Annotated in this window: 15 protein-coding genes and 1 pseudogene; 9 read left to right on the top strand and 7 right to left on the bottom strand. The window is 72.0% G+C overall.

Annotated elements, in window-relative coordinates; all coding sequences use genetic code 11:
• Positions 1-79 precede the first annotated feature (79 nt).
• The 3 genes from pepN to IEZ27_RS24670 all read left to right on the top strand — a co-directional run bounded on the left by pepN (position 80) and on the right by IEZ27_RS24670 (position 5,134).
• A complete protein-coding gene (pepN, locus tag IEZ27_RS24680) occupies positions 80-2,644 on the top strand; it encodes an aminopeptidase N (RefSeq protein ID WP_189649405.1) in 2,565 nt (854 codons plus the stop codon).
• Positions 2,645-2,738: 94 nt separating this feature from the next.
• Positions 2,739-4,154 (top strand): serine/threonine-protein kinase, encoded by a 1,416-nt coding sequence (locus tag IEZ27_RS24675; protein WP_189649404.1) that lies wholly within the window; start codon positions 2,739-2,741, stop codon positions 4,152-4,154.
• A 29-nt stretch (positions 4,155-4,183) separates the two neighbouring features.
• Positions 4,184-5,134, top strand: coding sequence for a hypothetical protein (locus IEZ27_RS24670; protein WP_189649403.1), 951 nt, complete (start codon positions 4,184-4,186; stop codon positions 5,132-5,134).
• A gap of 30 nt (positions 5,135-5,164) precedes the next feature.
• Here the strand turns inward: IEZ27_RS24670 and IEZ27_RS24665 are convergent, their stop codons facing one another.
• The 3 genes from IEZ27_RS24665 to IEZ27_RS24655 form a co-directional block, all read right to left on the bottom strand.
• Positions 5,165-5,536: a DUF5130 family protein gene (locus tag IEZ27_RS24665; RefSeq protein ID WP_189649402.1), complete on the bottom strand. Its 372-nt coding sequence runs from the start codon at positions 5,534-5,536 to the stop codon at positions 5,165-5,167.
• A 7-nt stretch (positions 5,537-5,543) separates the two neighbouring features.
• Entirely contained in the window at positions 5,544-5,795 is a 252-nt protein-coding gene (locus tag IEZ27_RS24660) for a hypothetical protein (RefSeq protein ID WP_189649401.1), read from the bottom strand.
• 99 nt (positions 5,796-5,894) lie between these two features.
• Positions 5,895-7,301, bottom strand: a complete 1,407-nt coding sequence (locus IEZ27_RS24655) for an amidase (protein WP_189649400.1) — start codon at positions 7,299-7,301, stop codon at positions 5,895-5,897.
• A 139-nt stretch (positions 7,302-7,440) separates the two neighbouring features.
• On the opposite strand from IEZ27_RS24655, the gene IEZ27_RS24650 reads away from it, so the two are divergent.
• A complete protein-coding gene (locus IEZ27_RS24650) occupies positions 7,441-8,268 on the top strand; it encodes a nuclease-related domain-containing protein (protein WP_189649399.1) in 828 nt (275 codons plus the stop codon).
• Here the strand turns inward: IEZ27_RS24650 and IEZ27_RS24645 are convergent.
• Positions 8,265-9,005, bottom strand: a complete 741-nt coding sequence (locus IEZ27_RS24645; RefSeq protein ID WP_189649398.1) for a TetR/AcrR family transcriptional regulator — start codon at positions 9,003-9,005, stop codon at positions 8,265-8,267. The two genes, IEZ27_RS24650 and IEZ27_RS24645, sit on opposite strands and share 4 nt — an antisense overlap.
• Before the next feature lie 68 nt (positions 9,006-9,073).
• Here IEZ27_RS24645 and IEZ27_RS24640 point away from each other — a divergent pair, with 68 nt between their 5' ends.
• From IEZ27_RS24640 to IEZ27_RS55295, 4 genes and pseudogenes are all read left to right on the top strand, one after another.
• Positions 9,074-9,883: a thioesterase family protein gene (locus IEZ27_RS24640; protein ID WP_189649397.1), complete on the top strand. Its 810-nt coding sequence runs from the start codon at positions 9,074-9,076 to the stop codon at positions 9,881-9,883.
• 85 nt (positions 9,884-9,968) lie between these two features.
• Positions 9,969-11,807 carry a dihydroxy-acid dehydratase gene (gene ilvD / locus IEZ27_RS24635; RefSeq protein ID WP_189649396.1) on the top strand — a complete coding sequence of 613 codons (1,839 nt, stop codon included), beginning with the start codon at positions 9,969-9,971 and terminating at the stop codon, positions 11,805-11,807.
• 75 nt (positions 11,808-11,882) lie between these two features.
• On the top strand, positions 11,883-12,380 hold the full coding sequence (locus tag IEZ27_RS24630; RefSeq protein ID WP_125636413.1) for a helix-turn-helix transcriptional regulator: 498 nt from the start codon (positions 11,883-11,885) through the stop codon (positions 12,378-12,380).
• A 63-nt stretch (positions 12,381-12,443) separates the two neighbouring features.
• Positions 12,444-13,202: pseudogene (locus IEZ27_RS55295) on the top strand (hypothetical protein); the annotation flags it as partial.
• Positions 13,203-13,304: 102 nt separating this feature from the next.
• On the opposite strand, the gene IEZ27_RS24625 reads toward IEZ27_RS55295, so the two are convergent.
• The 3 genes from IEZ27_RS24625 to IEZ27_RS24615 are packed head-to-tail and all read right to left on the bottom strand — an operon-like array spanning position 13,305 to position 14,911.
• Entirely contained in the window at positions 13,305-13,520 is a 216-nt protein-coding gene (locus tag IEZ27_RS24625; protein ID WP_189649395.1) for an FmdB family zinc ribbon protein, read from the bottom strand.
• Between the two features lie 10 nt (positions 13,521-13,530).
• Positions 13,531-14,358, bottom strand: a complete 828-nt coding sequence (locus tag IEZ27_RS24620; RefSeq protein WP_189649394.1) for a GNAT family N-acetyltransferase — start codon at positions 14,356-14,358, stop codon at positions 13,531-13,533.
• Positions 14,359-14,401: 43 nt separating this feature from the next.
• The gene (locus IEZ27_RS24615) at positions 14,402-14,911 is read right to left on the bottom strand and encodes an HNH endonuclease (RefSeq protein ID WP_125636410.1); all 510 of its coding nucleotides are present in this window, start codon (positions 14,909-14,911) and stop codon (positions 14,402-14,404) included.
• A 280-nt stretch (positions 14,912-15,191) separates the two neighbouring features.
• Between IEZ27_RS24615 and IEZ27_RS24610 the strand changes: the two genes are divergently transcribed.
• The gene (locus IEZ27_RS24610) at positions 15,192-17,249 is read left to right on the top strand and encodes a prolyl oligopeptidase family serine peptidase (protein WP_189649393.1); all 2,058 of its coding nucleotides are present in this window, start codon (positions 15,192-15,194) and stop codon (positions 17,247-17,249) included.
• Positions 17,250-17,253 lie beyond the last annotated feature (4 nt).

Genomic DNA, 17,253 nt, shown 5'->3' with positions numbered 1-17,253 from the left:
ACCTGAGGGTGTCGAGGTCCTATTCCCGGCGTGGCAGGATACCGACAAACTACAACGAAGTGGTGAAAAGGAGCGCAACTTGGCAGGCAACCTGACCCGGGACGAGGCTCGTGAGCGCGCCCGGCTGTTGAAGGTCGAGTCGTACGAGGTCGCACTCGACCTGACGGAAGGGGACGAGCGCTTCGAGAGCGTCACCACGGTGCGCTTCACCAGCACCAACCCGGGCGCCTCCACCTTCATCGACCTCCATGGCGCCAACGTGCGCAAGGTCACCCTCAACGGCACGGACCTCGACGTCTCCGACTACGACGCCGAGAAGGGCCGTTTCCCCCTTCCCTCGCTGGCCGAGTCCAACGAACTCCTGATCGACGCCGACTGCAGCTACATGCGCACGGGCGAGGGCCTCCACCGGTTCGTGGACCCGGTCGACCAGAAGGTCTACCTGCACAGCCAGTTCGAGACGGCCGACGCCCACCGCATGTACGCCTGCTTCGACCAGCCCGACCTCAAGGCCGTCTTCCAGCTCACCGTGCTGGCCCCGGCCGACTGGGAGGTCGTCTCCAACGCCTCCGCGGCCAAGGTGGAGGACCTCGGCGGGCAGACCGGCCGCCACGGCGGGGTCCAGCCCGCCAAGCGCTGGGAGTTCGAGGCGACGCCGGTGATCTCCACGTACATCACCGCGCTGGTGGCCGGGCCGTACTTCAAGGTCACCTCCGAGCACGACGGCATCCCACTCGGCCTCTACTGCCGCGCCTCGCTCGGGGAGCACCTCGACGCCGACAACCTCTTCGAGGTCACCAGGCAGGGCTTCGACTTCTTCCACCGGGTGTTCGGCGTCCGCTACCCCTTCACCAAGTACGACCAGCTCTTCGTGCCCGAGTTCAACGCCGGCGCGATGGAGAACGCGGGCTGCGTGACGTTCCTGGAGGACTACGTCTTCCGCTCCCGCGTCACCGACGCGGTCGTCGAGCGGCGCGCCGAGACGATCCTGCACGAGATGGCCCACATGTGGTTCGGCGACCTGGTCACCATGCGCTGGTGGGACGACCTGTGGCTGAACGAGTCGTTCGCCACGTACGTCTCCGTGCTGGCCCAGGCCGAGGCCACCCGGTGGGGCAACGGCGCGTGGACCACGTTCGCGAACGTGGAGAAGTCCTGGGCCTACCGCCAGGACCAGCTTCCCTCCACCCACCCGATCGCCGCCGACATCCCCGACATGCAGGCGGTCGAGGTCAACTTCGACGGCATCACGTACGCCAAGGGCGCCTCGGTGCTCAAGCAGCTCGTCGCCTACGTCGGCCTGGACAACTTCCTGGCCGGGGTGCGCGACTACTTCGCCGAGCACGCCTGGGGGAACACCGAGCTGAAGGACCTGCTCGCCGCCCTGGAGCGCACCTCGGGCCGCGACCTGTCGTCGTGGTCGAAGGAGTGGCTGGAGACCTCGTGGGTCAACACGCTGCGGCCCTCCTTCGAGGTGTCCGACGGCCGCTTCACCTCCTTCGAGGTGCTGCAGGAGGCCCCGGCCGACTACCCGACGCTGCGCTCGCACCGCATCGCGATCGGCCTGTACTCGCTGGTCGACGGCGTGCTCACCCGGACCAAGCGGGTCGAGCTCGACGTGGTGGGGGCGCGTACGAGCGTGGCCGAGCTCGTCGGCGCCGAGCAGCCCGACCTGGTGCTGCTCAACGACGACGACCTGACCTACGCCAAGATCAGGCTGGACGAGCGTTCCCTGAACACGCTCGTGGCGGGCGGCATCGCCGCCTTCACCGAGTCGCTGCCGCGCGCCCTGTGCTGGTCGGCCGCCTGGGACATGACCCGCGACGGCGAGATGTCCACGCGCGACTACGTCAAGCTGGTCATCTCCGGCGCGGGCACGGTCTCCGACATCACGGTCCTTCAGGCGGTGCTGCGCCAGGCCCGTCAGGCCGTCCAGCAGTACGCCGCCCCCGCCTGGCGGGCCGAGGGCCTGGCGGTGCTGGCCGCCGAGCTGCGCTCGCTGCTCGGCTCGGCCGCGCCCGGCTCCGACCACCAGCTCGCCTTCCTCCAGGCGTTCGCCCCGGTGGCGGTCTCCGACGCCGACCTCGACCTGGTGCAGGCCATCCTCGACGGCACCGACGTGCCCGAGGGGCTGACCGTCGACGCCGACCTGCGCTGGACGCTGGTGTCCGCCCTGGTCTCCGGCGGCCGGCTGGCCGAGGCCGACATCGAGGCCGAGCTGGAGCGCGACCCTACGGCGACGGGTGAGCGGTCGGCGGCGCTGTGCCGGGCCGCGATCCCGACGGCCGGGGGCAAGGCGGCGGCGTGGGACCGGATCGTGGGCGGCGACCTGGCCAACCACATCGCCCGCGCCACCATCACCGGTTTCCAGGACCCGCATCACGCCGAGCTGCTGGAGCCGTACCGGGAGAAGTACTTCGCCGAGGTGGGGCGCGTCTACCAGGAGTGGACGTTCGAGAAGGCGTCGACGTTCGCGGTGGGCTGCTTCCCCACGCTGCTCATCGAGCCGGCGACGGTCAAGGCGGCACAGGACTTCCTGGCCTCCGAGCAGCCGCCGCAGGCCCTGCGCAGGCTGATCCTGGAGGGCGCCGACGGCGTCAGCCGGGCTCTGCGCAACCAGGAGACCGACGCCGCGTCGGCCTGAATTCCGCGGGTCCCCGCCGTGCCCGGCGGGGACCTGGCTCCGCGCTGCGCCGAATACGGCCTGAGCATGGAGACCGGGTGTTAGCCTCAAGGACGTGCTAGGCGCCGGTACCACGCTCAACGACCGCTACGTGCTGGCCGACCGCCTCGGCGGCGGCGGCATGGGCGAGGTCTGGCGTGCCGACGATCTGGTGCTCGGCCGGGCCGTCGCGGTCAAGGTGATGATGCCCGCCCTGTCGGAGAACCCCACCTTCACCCAGCGCTTCCAGAACGAGGCCAGGGCGATGGCCACCCTCCGGCACCGCGGCGTGGTCGGCGTCTACGACTACGGCGTCCACGAGGCCGACGGCCGCCGGGTCAGCTACCTGGTCATGGAATACGTGCGGGGCGAGTCGCTCGACCGCGTCCTGCGCCGCGGCCCGCTCGACGCTCAGGAGACCATGCGGCTGGTCGCCGAGGTGGCCGACGCGCTGGCCGCGGCCCACGCCCAGGGCATCGTCCACCGTGACGTCAAGCCGGCCAACCTCATGGTCAGGCCCGACGGGCAGGTCGCGCTGACCGACTTCGGCGTCGCCCACTCGGGCTCGGCCGGTCACCTGACGGCCACGGGCACCATGCTCGGCTCGGCCGCCTACTGCGCGCCGGAGATGGCCGCGGGCAGCGAGGTCACGCCCGCGGTCGACGTCTACGCGCTGGGCGTGGTGGCCTACGAGTGCCTGACCGGGCGGTTGCCGTACCAGGGGGACACCCCCGTACAGATCATCTTCAAGCATCTCAACGCGCCCGTGCCGGAGCCGCCCGGCGAGCTGCCCCAGGCCGTTCGCCAGGTGGTGGTCCGGGCCCTGCAGAAGGACCCGGCGCAGCGCTGGCCGTCGGCCTCCGACATGGCGCGGGCGGCCCGCGCCTCGATCAGCGGCGCGGCCCTCCCGGCGTCGCCGGTGACCACGTCCTCGATGGCGGCGCCTCCTGTGCCCGCGCCCATGATGACGGGTCCCCTGGCGACGGGCGTCATGCCCGCGGGCGACACCGGCTCGCCGCTCACCATGCCCTCGGCCCCGACCGGCGGATCCCGCAGGCGGCGCACGCTGACGGCCCTGTTCACCATGGCCGGGGCCGTCGTGGTCTCGGCCGCCGTGGCGGGGTCGGTGTGGCTGCGTCCGGCCGAGCCCGCGAGCACGGGCGGCGAGGTGCTGACGCCCGCGGGCGAGACCACGCCGGCGCGCAGCCCGAGCGGCACCACGCACACCACCAGGCAGCCCGCGCCGCCGACCAAGGCCGCGCCGAGCACCAGGCCGAGCGGCACCACCAGCGCGACGCCCGGCCCGACCGTGGCGCCCACCACCCCGAGCGCCACCCCCACCACGTCGCCGAAGCCCACGCCGACCGCGACCACCGCCGAGCCGGAGCCGTCGCAGGAGCCCAGCCAGCCCGGCCCCGAGGAGCCCACGGCCGAGCCCACGGTCACCAGTCCGCCCGAGGACATCCAGTGCGTGCGCGCCCCGTGTCCGTGACCGCTCCAAGATCGTGAGAAAGTCATCGCGTGGATTCGACTCGTGACCTGCTGATCGCCCTCGCCCGCCGGTACGCCTTCGCCGACCTCGGTGCGCTCGCGCCCACGGCCGAGATCTCCGACGTGTGCGAGTTCGGGCAGCGGCTGCTCTCGCTCGACGCCGAGGACTTCGCGGCCGAGGCCAGGTCCGTGCCCGCCGACCTGCGCCGGCTCGCCCGCGCCTGCCACATGCCGCAGACGCCGCGCGAGCAGCCGCGCGGGGCCCTGGAGTCGCTCAAGCCCGCCTACGCCCTGCTGCTTGAGGTGATCGCGGCCCGCTGGCACCGGCGCGAGCTGAGCCCGATGATCGCCGCCGTGCACATCGCCAGCGAATACCTGCCGCTGCTGGCCTTCGAGCCGCAACTCGGCCACGCCGGCGACCCGACCAGCTGGCCCGCCGGGCTGAGCGCGCCGGGCAGCAGGTTCGGCGTGATCGGCGACCGCGAGTGCGACCACACCAAGTCCGAGCAGTCGGCCACCAACCGCACGCTGCGGGTGTCGGTCGAGCCCGCCGAGGGGTGGCGGGCCTACTTCGACCGGCAGCACAGCCAGGTCGCCGGCGCGCTCGGGGTCTGCGTCGCCACCTGCCGCAACCCGTGCACGGCCATGGACTGGATCGACCCGGAGCCCCGAGCCGACCTCCAGGTACGCGCCCGCACGGCGCTGACGTTCGCCGAGACGCCGCTCGTCCGGCTGCGGCACGCGGCGCCCGTCGGGCACGGGTTCGGGGTGCCCTCGCCCGAGGAGGTGCTCGACGCCTGGGAGCGCAGCCGTACGGCGCTGGACAAGAACGCGGTGGGCGCCGCGGCGGTGAAGGACGACGACTTCCCGTTGCCCGGGTTGCCCGCGCTGTTCTCGGCCGTGGCCGGGGCGCCGATCGAGCCGTCCACCCTGATCGCCGGGGTCAGCGACCACGTGGTCACCCTGCTGCGCCGCACCTGACCGACGGGGCCCGGCGCGTTCGAGGGCGGGTCAGCGTCTTGTGGTGGCCTGTTCGCCGAGGGCGGCTATGCCGTACAGGAGGCCGCCGACCAGGTCGCCGGCGCTGAAGGCGGTGGCCATCGACAGGGCGGTGAGCCGGCAGGCGCCGTCGCTCAGCCGGCGCCTGGCGTTCCGGCCCGTCACGATCTCCAGGGCGCGCCCGCCGGGGTCGACGAACACCACCACGGCGTCGGCGCTCTCCTCGCCGAGCGCGGCGTGCAGGCGTTCGGCGAAGTGCCGACGGGAGCCGGCCGGCTCGCCGAGGAACACCCCGAAGCGCAGCCCGCTGCGCCGCTCGGCGCCCTGGAGGGCCTTCCTGAGGTCGTCGGCCTGGGCCGTCGTCAGTGTCCGCAGTGTCCCCATGGCCGCGTCACCAGCCCGCCGAAGCGCCGCCGAGGTGCCGGTCCGGCTCCGCGGTCCCGGCCTCGGCCTCGGCCACCCAGTCGCGCTCGGGCACCGTCGCCCAGGGCGCGGCGCCGCCGGTCAGCACCAGCCCCGACGTGCTCACGCCGTGCTCGCTCCCGGACGGGCCGCCCAGCCACACCGGGCCCGGCTCCGCCCGTACGGCCCTGCCGCGCCCCGGCACCATGACCAGCAGGCTGATCAGTACGAACAGCCCCAAAGACACTCCGATGAGAAAGAGCAGACTTTCCGCCGCGCTGTCCACATGACGAACGTAAACCTCGCGCACGGGTCCGGCCAGCCCTGTGGCGGCGTCCGCCTACCAGACGACCGGCCGCCGCTCGCCCCAGAAGCCGCCCCTGGCCGCCTCCACCTGGGCCGACAGCGAGATCAGAGTGCCCTCGCCGCCGATCCGCCCGGCCAGCATGACGCCGATCGGCAGGCCCTCGGCGGTCCAGTGCAGCGGCAGGTTCACCGCGGGCTGGCCGCTGACGTTGTAGATCGCGGGGAAGGCGGCGAAGCGCTTCATGCGTTCGAACGTCTCCTCGACGTCGTCCACGTCCTCGAACCAGCCGACGGGCCTGGGCGGCTCGGTGAGGGTCGGCGTGAGCACCGCGTCGTAGGCGTCGGTGATCGTGAGCGCGCCCCGGGTGGCGAGCTGGAGGGCGGCCTGGGCCTGGAGGAAGGCAGGAGCCGGGGTGGCGTGGCCGCGCTCGCGCAGCCATCGGGTGAGCGGCCTGAGCAGGTGCCGCTGCTCGTCGGCGACCGGGTGCATGCAGGCGAAGGTGTACCAGAGGGTGACGAACTGCGGTACGAGCTCGGGCCCGAACGGCCTCGGGATCTCGACGACGTCGTGGCCGAGGGCGGCCAGGGTCTTCGCGGCCTCCTCGTACGCGGCCCTCACCTCGGGATGGACCTCGGCCCCCGGTACGACGGGATCGGCGTACCGGGCGATGCGCAGCCGTCCGGGGTCGCGGCCGGCGCAGGCCAGGAACGTGCCCTCGTGGCGGGGCGCGAGGTAGAGGTCGCCCGGCTCGTTGTGCGCCATCACGTCGAGCAGGGCCGCCGCGTCGGCCACGGTACGGGCGATCGGGCCGTTCGTGGACATGCCCGCCAGGTCGGGGATGATCGGGGCGAAGCTGATGCGGCCGCGGGTGGGCTTGATGCCGTACAGACCGCAGGCCGAGGCGGGGATGCGGATCGAGCCCGCGCCGTCGCTGCCGTGGGCGGCGGGCGCCAGCCCGGCGGCGACGGCGGCGGCCGCTCCCCCGCTGGACCCGCCCGCCGACGTGTCAAGGTCCCAGGGCGAACGGGCGGGCGGCGAGACGTCGGTCTCGGTGTAGCAGGGCAATCCGAACTCGGGGGTGGCGGTCTTGCCCAGCATGACCGTGCCGGCCTCGCGCAGCCGCGTCACGGCCGTGTCGTCCACCGGCGCGACGAACCCCCGGTAGACCGCCGAGCCGAACATGATCGGCACGTCCTTGACCAGATTGAGGTCCTTCACCGGGATCGGTACCCCGGCCAGCGGGCCGTCGGGCAGGTCCTTCTCCAGGCGGCGCGCCTGGTCGAGCGCCGCTTCCGCGGTCACGGTGACGTACGCGCCGACCTGCGGGTCGATCCGCTCGATGCGGTCGAGGTAGTGGCGGGTGAGCTCGACCGGTGAGATCTCACGGTCGCGGACTGCCCGAGCCTGCTCAAGCGCGGAAAGCTCATGAAGTTCTGGCACGATCGGCACACTAGGCATCTCTAGAGAAGAACGTAAGACATACCCCGAAAACATGAGTGGAACACGATGAGCTGGGCCATAAAACTATGGACAGGTCAACACTAGGAATCATTCCGATCTCCGAGCTACGGTGAGTTACGTGGACTCCGACAACCAGCGAGAAGACGGTCACAACGCGTCACCCATCTGGGTGAGCGACCGGCCGGAGAGCGAGCAGACCGCCGCCCCGACCCCATCGGCGCCCACTTCCACGTACGCGCCCGTGGAGCGCGCGTCCCTGCGCAGTCTGCTTGAGCAGCCGCGGTTCCGCCGCCTGCGCAACCGTGCCCTCGTGGCGATCGGCGTGGCCGTGGTGGTGGGTTTCCTGCTGCGCGACTGGCGCACGGGAGTCACCGCGGGCGTCATCGCGGCCATCCTCGAAGCGGTCTACCGCGCGCGTTCCCATTCCACCGTGCCCGCGTGGCGACGCGCGTCGGTGGCCGAACGGCGTACCGAGGGGCAGCTTCGCAGGCTGGAGCGCAGCGGCTACCGCACCCTGCACGCCAGGGCGATCCCGGGCAGCGAGGCCCAGATCGACCACCTCGTGGTGGGCCCGACCGGCGTGTACGCGGTCGACTCCGAGAAGTGGGACAAACGGCTGCCAGTCCGCGTGCAGATGGGCAAGAAGCTCTTCCACGGCCCCTTCGACATGAAGCCGAGGCTGACCGAGGCCAAGTGGGAGGCGTCCCAGGCCAGTGAGCTGATCAGCAAGGCCTACGGCCGCGAGGTCGTGGTCGTGCCGTCGCTGGCCATCTATGGGCCGCCCGTCCCGTGGAAGATCATGACCATCCGCGACGTGGACGTCTACCAGGGCGACCGGGCCCGCAAGTGGATCACCAAGCGGGAACGGGCGCTGACCCCGGCCGAGATCGACCGGCTCTACGACATCGCCGCCCAGGTCCTGCCCGCCAGGTACGGCGAGGGCTAGGACGGCCGACGATCCCCGCGGGGTTCCGCCCCGCGGGGTTCTTCCATGCCCGCCACCGAACCGCCCGCCAGCCGGGCGCCGAAGCCGTCCAGTTCGTCGGCCAGCACGCCGCTTGGGGGCAACGTGTCCGGCAGGCGGGTCAGCAACGCCGTGCCGACCCCGGCGATGCGTACGACGCGGTCGATCAGCGCCTCCCGGTCCTCGGGCCACGGGAACGACGGCTGGGCGATGAGCAGCGACACACAACCGTGCACGGCCGACCACAGGCCGAGCGCCAGCTCCTCGGGATCGCCTTCGAGCACGCGCACCGCCACGCAGGCGGCGACGGCGTCCACCATGTGGCGGATGCACTCGGCGGCGGCCGGCGGCACGCCCTGCCCGGTCGCGGGCCGCATCATCAGCACCCGGTACTGCACGGGATGCGCCAGGGCGAAACGCGCGTAGGCCCGCGCGCACCGGCCCAGCGCGAGGAACGGGTCGCCGGTCAGGTTCTCGCGGAACATGCGGCCGAACTCGTCCCACACGCGCAGGCAGACCGCTTCCAGCAGCGCCTCCCGGTCGGCGAAGTGCAGGTAGACCGACGGCGTGGACACCCCGGCGCGCTGGGCGACCGCCCGCAACGTCAGCGCGTCCTCGCTGCCTGACTCGGTCAGCAGGTCCTCGGCCGCGCGCAGGATCTCCTCCCGCAGCAGGCCGCCCTCTCCGCGCCGGGCGCGCACCCGTCTCGTACTGGTCATGGTTCTCAGGTTGACGCCGTCAGGTTGACGATGTCAACCTGACCTTCTACGGAAGGATATTGCGAAAAATGGGGACTTTCCGGGACGCGACCGCGTTGATCGCCCACGGCGGGGGCGACTTCGGCGCCACGCTGGACGCCCAGTGGAGCGTGGGGACCAAGCTGCACGGCGGCTACCTGCTGGCGGTGCTGGCCCGAGCCGCCTGCGAGAGCAGCGCGGGCGAGCGGCACCCGCACGTGACGGCCGTGAGCGGCGCCTTCGTCGAGCCGCCCGAGCCGGGGCCGGCCGACGTGCGCGTGGAGCCGCTGCGGATCGGCAAGAGCGTGGCCCAGGTCAGGGCCACGCTGGCCCAGGAGGGCCGGACCCTCCTGGAGGCGCACGTCACGCTCGGCGTCCTGGACGACGCCGACCCGTGGTGGTCCTCGCTGCCGACGGTCGAGCTCCCGCCCGAGGAGGACTGTTTCCTCGCGCCCACCGACCCGCCCGGCGCCGATTTCCCCGTGCCGCTGATGGGCGTCGTCGAGGAACGCATCGATCCCGCCCACCTGGCCTTCGCGTTCGGGGCGCCGAGCCGGCGGGGCGAGATCGCGAGCTGGCAGCGCCTCGCCGACGGCTCCGACTGGGACCCGCTGAGCCTGCTCGTCGCGCTCGACCCCGTGCCGCCGGTCGCGTTCGACCTGGGGCTGCCGGGCTGGGTGCCGACGCTCCAGCTCTCCGCCTACGTCCGGCGGCTGCCCGCGCCCGGCCCGATCAGGGTCCGCCTCACGGCCACGGACGTCGGAGGCGACCGTATGGACGAGGTGGCCCACGTATGGGACTCCAAGGGGCGGCTGGTGGCCCAGGCGACCCAGCTCGCGGCCGTACGGGTTCCGGACTGAGGTGTCCGGTGAGTGGACACGTGTCTCAGCCGCCGGGCGGGTGGCCGTAACATGTGAAGACTCACCTCATGATGGGAGAAGCACAATGCCGGCCCTCAGGTCACGTACGGTCACCCACGGCAGGAACATGGTCGGTGCCCGGGCCCTGCTCCGGGCGACCGGTGTAGCCGGCAGCGACTTCGGCAAACCCATCATCGCGGTGGCCAACAGCTTCACCCAGTTCGTCCCGGGTCACGTGCACCTGCGCGAGGTCGGCGACGTGGTCTCGGCCGCGATCCGCGAGGCGGGGGCGATCCCGCGCGAGTTCAACACGATCGCGGTCGACGACGGCATCGCGATGGGCCACGGCGGCATGCTCTACTCGCTGCCGTCCCGCGAGCTGATCGCCGACGCGGTCGAGTACATGGTCAACGCCCACTGCGCCGACGCGCTGATCTGCGTCTCCAACTGCGACAAGATCACCCCCGGCATGCTGCTGGCGGCCTTCCGGCTGAACATCCCCACGGTCTTCGTCTCCGGCGGCCCGATGGAGGCCGGCAAGACGCCCACTCGCAAGCTCGACCTCGTCGACCCGATGATCGCCGCGGCCGACGACTCGGTGTCCGACGCCGAGCTGCTGGAGATGGAGGAGAACGCCTGCCCGACCTGCGGCTCCTGCTCGGGCATGTTCACCGCCAACTCCATGAACTGCCTGACCGAGGCCATGGGCCTGTCGCTGCCGGGCAACGGCACGATCCTGGCCACCCACAAGCGGCGCAAGCAGCTCTTCGAGGACGCCGGCCGCCAGCTCGTCGAGATCACCCGCCGCTACTACGAGGACGGCGACGAGTCGGTGTTGCCGCGCTCGATCGCCACCCGCGAGGCGTTCGAGAACGCGATGGCCCTCGACGTGGCGATGGGCGGCTCGACCAACACGATCCTGCACATCCTGGCCGCGGCCCGCGAGGCCGAGGTCGACTTCGGCCTCAAGGAGATCAACGAGATCTCGCTGCGGGTGCCGTGCCTGTGCAAGGTCGCCCCGGCCACGAACAAGTACCACGTCGAGGACGTCCACCGCGCCGGCGGCATCCCGGGCATCCTGGGTGAGCTCGACCGGGCCGGGCTGCTCCACCGCGACGTGCCCACCGTCAACGGCGGCACGATCGCCGACACGCTGGCCGCCTGGGACGTCAAGTCGCCGTCCGCGTCGCCCGAGGCCCAGGAGTTGTGGCACGCGGCCCCGGGCAACGTGCGCACGGTCAAGCCGTACTCGCAGGACAACCGCTGGGACTCCCTCGACCTCGACCGCGCCGAGGGCTGCATCCGCGACCGTGAGCACGCCTACAGCGCCGACGGCGGGCTGGCCGTGCTCTACGGCAACATCTCGCGCGACGGCGCGGTGGTGAAGACCGCGGGGGTCGACGAGTCGATCTGGAAGTTCAGCGGGCCCGCGGTGGTGTTCGAGTCGCAGGAGCAGGCCGTCGAGGGCATCCTCGGCGGGCAGGTCAAGGAGGGCGACGTGGTGGTCATCCGCTACGAGGGCCCCAAGGGCGGCCCCGGCATGCAGGAGATGCTCTACCCGACCTCGTTCCTCAAGGGCAGGGGCCTGGGCAAGGCGTGCGCGCTGGTCACCGACGGCCGCTTCTCCGGCGGCACGTCCGGGTTGTCGATCGGGCACGCCTCGCCCGAGGCGGCCGAGGGCGGCGCGATCGCGCTGGTCGAGGACGGCGACATCATCGACATCGACATCCCCGGCCGCTCGATGGAGCTGCGGGTGCCGGAGGCCGAGCTGGCCGCGCGGCGCGAGCGGCTGCTGGCCGACCTGGGCGGCTACCGGCCGCGTGACCGCAACCGTCCGGTGAGTGTGGCGCTGCAGGCGTACGCGGCGATGACCACGTCCGCCTCGACCGGCGCCTCGCGCGACCTGTCGCAGCTGTCCCGATAGTTAGTGTGCGGGTGGACCCTCGGTCCACCGCACAGATTTTCGAAAATTGTCGGTGGTCGTCCCTATTCTTGGGGTATGACGACAGTCGTGAAGGACGAGACTCGCCCGCTGACGACCGCCGAGATCGCCGCCATCGCCCTCTCCCTCGCCCACCTCGGGGCGGGCCCGCAGGCCGTCACCGCACGGCGTGCCCTGCAACACGCGCTCGAACACCTGGAGCTCGACGACGACGTCATCGCGACCACGCTCGCGACGCTGACCGAGCCGCTGCCCGTGGACGTCGCCTCCCGGGCCAGGCTCATCGCCGACGCCATCACCAGCCGTCTCATGATCCGTCTCCACTACCGCGACGCCTCGGGGACCGTCACCTCCCGCGACGTCGAGCCGGTGACCTGCCTGGTCCACCGCGAGTTCTGGTACCTGGTCGGCGTGTGCAGGCTGCGCCGGGGCATCAGGGCGTTCAGGTTCGACCGGATCATCGCGGTCGAGCCCACGCTGACCCCGTCGCGGCCGCACCTCGCCGACCGGTTCCTGCCGTTCCAGCGCCGCCGCCGGCGTTCCAGGGCGGCATAAGCTGCCGGAAGCTTGACCCTCGGGCCCCCGGGCGTTGGTGCGGGGCGTGACAGGCTCGCGCACATGCGCGTCCGGGGGATCTCGCTCATCGCCGCCCTGCTGCCCGTCGTCGTGTCCGCCTGCTCGGCGGCCGTGCCCGTGGCCTCACGCCCGGTCGTGGCGCACCGGGAGGCCAGGGCGATGACCGTGGACAGCCTGCTGCCGGCCACGCGGCGGGCGCTCGACCGGGCGCTGGAGCGCCGCCTGCGCGGCCGTCCGGGGCGGGCGGCCCTCGCGGTGTACGACCGCACGACCGGCGTGCGGTACGCCTACGGCGAGGGCAGGCCATTCGTGCTGGCCAGCGTGGCCAAGGTGGACATCCTGCTGGCGTTGCTGCTGCTCAGGCAGAGCGAGCACCGGCGGCTCAGCGCGTACGAACGCAGGCTCGCCTCCCGGATGATCCGCGAGAGCGACAACGAGAGCGCGCACGAGCTCTACATGACCGTCGGCGGCCAGTACGGGCTCACCCGCGTCCTCCAGGGCCTGGACGTGTGGCACACCGAGCCGGGATCGGGCCTGTCGTGGGGAATGACCCTCAGCCACCCGTCGGACCAGGTGAAGGTGCTGGAGAAGCTCACCGACCCCGCCGGGCCGGTGTCGTCCGCGAGCCGCCGCTGGGCCCTCGGGCTCATGTCGTCGGTGAAGGAGGAGCAGGCGTGGGGCGTCAGCGCCGCCGGCGGCGAGGTCGCGCTCAAGGACGGCTGGCTGCCCGTCGGGGCGCACGGCGGTCGGTGGACGGCCAACAGCGTGGGCCGGATCGTGCTGAACGGGCACGAACTGCTGATCGCCGTGCTGTCGGAGCGCAGCCCGGACCTGAGCACGGGCGTGACGACCGTGGAGGAGGCGGCGCGGGCCGCGGTGGAGGTGCTCACCCGCGCCCGGCGGTCAGGACGAGCAGCAACCGCCGCCGCAGCAGCCCCCGCCGCCACCACCGGTCGCGCGGGGAGCGGCGGCGCCACCGGTCACGGAGACCGTGGACAGCAGCTTGACCGTGTCGCCATGGCCATCCGGGCAGGTCGCCGGGTCGTCTGAGGCCGACATGGGACGGGAGACCTCGAACGTGGAGCCGCAGGCGCGGCAGCGGAAGTCGTAACGCGGCATGCCGACAAGCCTAACCCGCGGCGGGCGGTCGGCGGGAGCCGTCGTAGGCCAGGTGCGCATGGTCGGAGACGGGCACGTAGCCGATCGAACGGTAGACGGCGTTGCTCGTCGGGTTGTCCAGGTCGGTGAAGAGCACGACCTGGTCGCACCGCTCGGCCAGGCCCACCCCGCTGGCGTACGCGGTGACGGCGGCGCCGTAGCCCTTCCTGCGGCACGACGGGGGCGTGTAGACCGGGCCGACGCGGCACACCCCGCCGGCGGCGTGGCCCAGCCCGGCCAGCGAGACCGGCGCTCCGCCGGCTTCCCAGACGAACAGCTCGCGCCCGGCCACCCGCTGGGCGACCCGCTCGGCGACGTCGTGCGCCTCGCCGAGGCCGACCTCGTCCCCGAACGCCTGGTACCAGCTCACCATCAGCGGGAAGTCGCCGGGCCCGGCGAGCCGGCCGCGGCCGGGCACCGAGGGGACGGCGAGCGCGCCGAGGCGGTAGAGCCGTTCGGACACCACCCGGGAGGGCTCCCCGAGCAGTTCTACCACCTCGGACGTCACCTCCACCGGCCCCACCACCCGGGGCAGGTCGCCGTTCAGCGCCTCGACCAGCGGGGCGACGGCCTCGGCGGGCATGCGGGTGAGGGCCACGGGGGCGGGCGGGGTACGGAAGGCGGCGCCGCACACCCGGCCGCCGGCGCTCCACCAGGCGAAGAAGGCGTCTTTGGCGGGCCGGCCTGCGCGCAGCTCGGCGAGGACGGTCAGCGGGACCGTGTTGCCGACCGGGTCGCCGAGCAGGAACGGCTCGGCGACCTCGGCGAATTCCTCCGGATCAGAGGTGAAGGTCCACATACCCGTCATGGTGACAGGCCGCGGCCTCCGGCTTCAAAGGCGTTCAGGCCGCCGCCTCCAGGTAGGGCGCCCATTGAGGATCGCCCACCAGCGAGGCGCCGATGAGCCGCCAGTGGGCGCCCCTCGGCACCGCCGGGCTGACGCGCAGCGTCCAGCCCAGCTCCTCCAGGTATTTGTCGGCCTTGCGGTGGTTGCAGGTCGTGCACGAGGCGACGCAGTTCTCCCACGTGTGGGTGCCGCCGCGCGACCTCGGGATGACGTGGTCGATGGTCTCGGCCCGCAGCCCGCAGTAGGCGCAGCGATAGTCGTCGCGTCGCATGAGGGCGGCCCTGGTCAGCGGGATGCGAGATCGGTAGGGGATGCGGACGTATCTGCGGAGCCGGATCACCGAGGGCACGTCGAGGGTGCAGCTCGCCGAGCGGAGCTGGGCGCCCCGCCCGTCGCGGTGCACGACGTCGGCCTTCTCCCGCAGCACGAGCACGATGGCCCGGTGGAGCGAGAGGGTGGTGAGCGGCTCGTAGGTGGCGTTGAGCAGCAGGACTTGGCGCGTCATCGAGCCTCTCCCTGCTGCGCGCGTATCAAAGGGGACATGCCGCGGCATGTCCCGCCTGTCGGGCCCTCCTGGGGCACTGGTGCTTCCGTCACATGGACCTCCGCCGGACGGTCCAGCGGATGGTCACCACGGCACCGTCCTGTCACCAAGTCTGGCGTTAGCCGGAGCGTCCCCGCCACCCCATAATCTTCAAGCCGGAATGACCAGAGGGACACACGTTACGTTTTATGCCCGCTTCACCAGCGCTTTACGCCCCCACCTTGGCAGTAGGGTTCCTGGCATGACGCGAGAGCCTTATCCGACGGCACGCCGCGAAGACGTCGTCGACATCCTGCACGAAACGCCCGTTCCAGACCCGTACCGGTGGCTGGAGGACCCTGACGGTCCGGACACCAAGGAATGGCTGCTCGCGCAGGCCGAGCTGTACGGCGCCCAGCGCGGCGAGCAGCGGTTCAAGGACCGCATCGCCGAGCTGCTGCGGTCCGGCTCGGTGGGGCCCCCGGCCTGGCGCGGCGGCCGGCAGTTCTTCAGCCGCCGTACGCCCGACCAGGAGCACGCGGTCTACTACGTCGTCGAGCCCGACGGCACCGAGCGGCCGCTGATCGACCCGATGGAGATCGACCCGTCCGGTCTCACCACGCTCGACGCCGCGCAGCCCGACAAGGAAGGGCGGCTGCTGGCGTACCAGATCTCGGTGGGCGGCGACGAGGAGTCGATCCTCTACGTGATGGACGTCACGACCGGGCTGCGCGTCGAGGGCCCGATCGACCGCTGCCGCTACTCCCCCATCGCCTGGCTGCCGGGCGGCGAGGCGTTCTACTACGTGCGCAGGCTGCCGCGCACCGAGGTGCCGGAGAACGAGGCGCAGTTCCACCGCCGCGTCTACCTCCACCGCGTCGGCACCTCGACCGAGGACGACACGATGATCTTCGGCCAGGGGCTGAAGATGACCAACTACTACGGCGTGTCCGTCTCGCGCGACGGCCACTGGCTCCAGGTCTCGGCGCACGAGGGCACCGCGCCGCGCAACGACCTGTGGGTGGCCGACCTGACCGCCTCCCCGGCCGACGACCCCGACCTGAAGGTCGTCCAGGAGGGCGTCGACGCGCAGACCGCCCTGGTGTTCGGCCGCGACGGCCGGCTCTACGTGCACACCGACCGGGACTCCCCCCGCGGCCGGGTGTGCGTGACCGACCCGGCCGACCCCGGCTACGAGACCTGGCGCGACCTGATCCCCGAGGACCCCGAGGCGGTGCTGTCCGACTTCGCGATCCTCGACGACCTCGAACGCCCGGTCATGCTGGTGGGCTGGACCCGCCACGCGATCAGCGAGATCACCGTGCACGACCTGGCGACCGGCGAGCGCCTGAGCACGGTGCCGACGCCGGGCCTGGGCACGATCGGCGGCATCTCCGAGCGTCCCGAGGGCGGTTTCGAGGCCTGGTTCGGCTACACCGACAACACCACGCCGCCGACGATCCAGCGCTACGACGCCAGGACGGGCGAGACCACGCTGTGGGCCGCCTCCCCCGGTGCGGTCGAGGTGCCGCCGGTGCGTACGTCGCAGGCGGTCTACCGGTCGAAGGACGGCACCGACGTCCGCATGCTGATCATCGCCCCCGACGACGACACCCCCGGCCCCCGGCCCACCATCCTGTACGGCTACGGCGGCTTCGGCCTGTCCATGACCCCCGGCTACTCGGCCTCGATCCTGGCCTGGGTCGAGGCGGGCGGCGTCTACGCCATCGCCAACCTGCGCGGCGGCGGCGAGGAGGGCGAGGACTGGCACCGCGCGGGCATGCTGGCCAACAAGCAGAACGTGTTCGACGACTTCCACGCGGCGGCCGAGCACCTCGTCGAGACCGGTGTCACCACCCGCGACCGGCTCGGCATCTCCGGCGGCTCCAACGGCGGCCTGCTGGTCGGCGCCGCGCTGACCCAGCGCCCCGACCTGTACGCGGCCGTGGTCTGCTCGGCGCCGCTGCTCGACATGATCAGGTACGAGAAGTTCGGCCTCGGCGCCACCTGGAACGTCGAGTACGGCAGCGCCGACGACCCCGAGCAGTTCGGCTGGTTGTGGGACTATTCGCCCTACCACCGCGTCGAGGAGTCGGTGTCCTACCCGGCGACGCTGTTCACCGTCTTCCAGTCCGACACGCGTGTGCACCCGCTGCACGCCTGGAAGATGTGCGCGGCGTTGCAGCACGCCTCGGCGGGCGGGCGGCCGGTGCTGCTGCGCAACGAGACCGAGGTGGGCCACGGCGCCCGGTCGGTGAGCCGTACGGTCGATCTGTCGGCCGACACGCTGACCTTCCTCGCCGAGCACACCGGTCTGTAGTGTC

It is taken from the genome of Nonomuraea spiralis, assembly GCF_014648435.1.
Taxonomy (GTDB): Bacteria; Actinomycetota; Actinomycetes; order Streptosporangiales; family Streptosporangiaceae; genus Nonomuraea; species Nonomuraea spiralis.
Note: the sequence above shows the minus strand (reverse complement) of the source record. Positions and strands in the feature narration are given on the sequence as shown.

Excerpts from the sequence above, each read along its gene's own strand:
- IEZ27_RS24620 (WP_189649394.1), bottom strand. The coding sequence starts at position 14,358 with ATGTGGACCTTCACCTCTGATCCGGAGGAATTCGCCGAGGTCGCCGAG.
- IEZ27_RS24630 (WP_125636413.1), top strand. The coding sequence starts at position 11,883 with ATGACGACAGTCGTGAAGGACGAGACTCGCCCGCTGACGACCGCCGAG.
- IEZ27_RS24615 (WP_125636410.1), bottom strand. The coding sequence starts at position 14,911 with ATGACGCGCCAAGTCCTGCTGCTCAACGCCACCTACGAGCCGCTCACC.
- IEZ27_RS24625 (WP_189649395.1), bottom strand. The coding sequence starts at position 13,520 with ATGCCGCGTTACGACTTCCGCTGCCGCGCCTGCGGCTCCACGTTCGAG.
- IEZ27_RS24665 (WP_189649402.1), bottom strand. The coding sequence starts at position 5,536 with ATGGGGACACTGCGGACACTGACGACGGCCCAGGCCGACGACCTCAGG.
- IEZ27_RS24640 (WP_189649397.1), top strand. The coding sequence starts at position 9,074 with ATGGGGACTTTCCGGGACGCGACCGCGTTGATCGCCCACGGCGGGGGC.
- IEZ27_RS24645 (WP_189649398.1), bottom strand. The coding sequence starts at position 9,005 with ATGACCAGTACGAGACGGGTGCGCGCCCGGCGCGGAGAGGGCGGCCTG.
- IEZ27_RS24610 (WP_189649393.1), top strand. The coding sequence starts at position 15,192 with ATGACGCGAGAGCCTTATCCGACGGCACGCCGCGAAGACGTCGTCGAC.
- ilvD (WP_189649396.1), top strand. The coding sequence starts at position 9,969 with ATGCCGGCCCTCAGGTCACGTACGGTCACCCACGGCAGGAACATGGTC.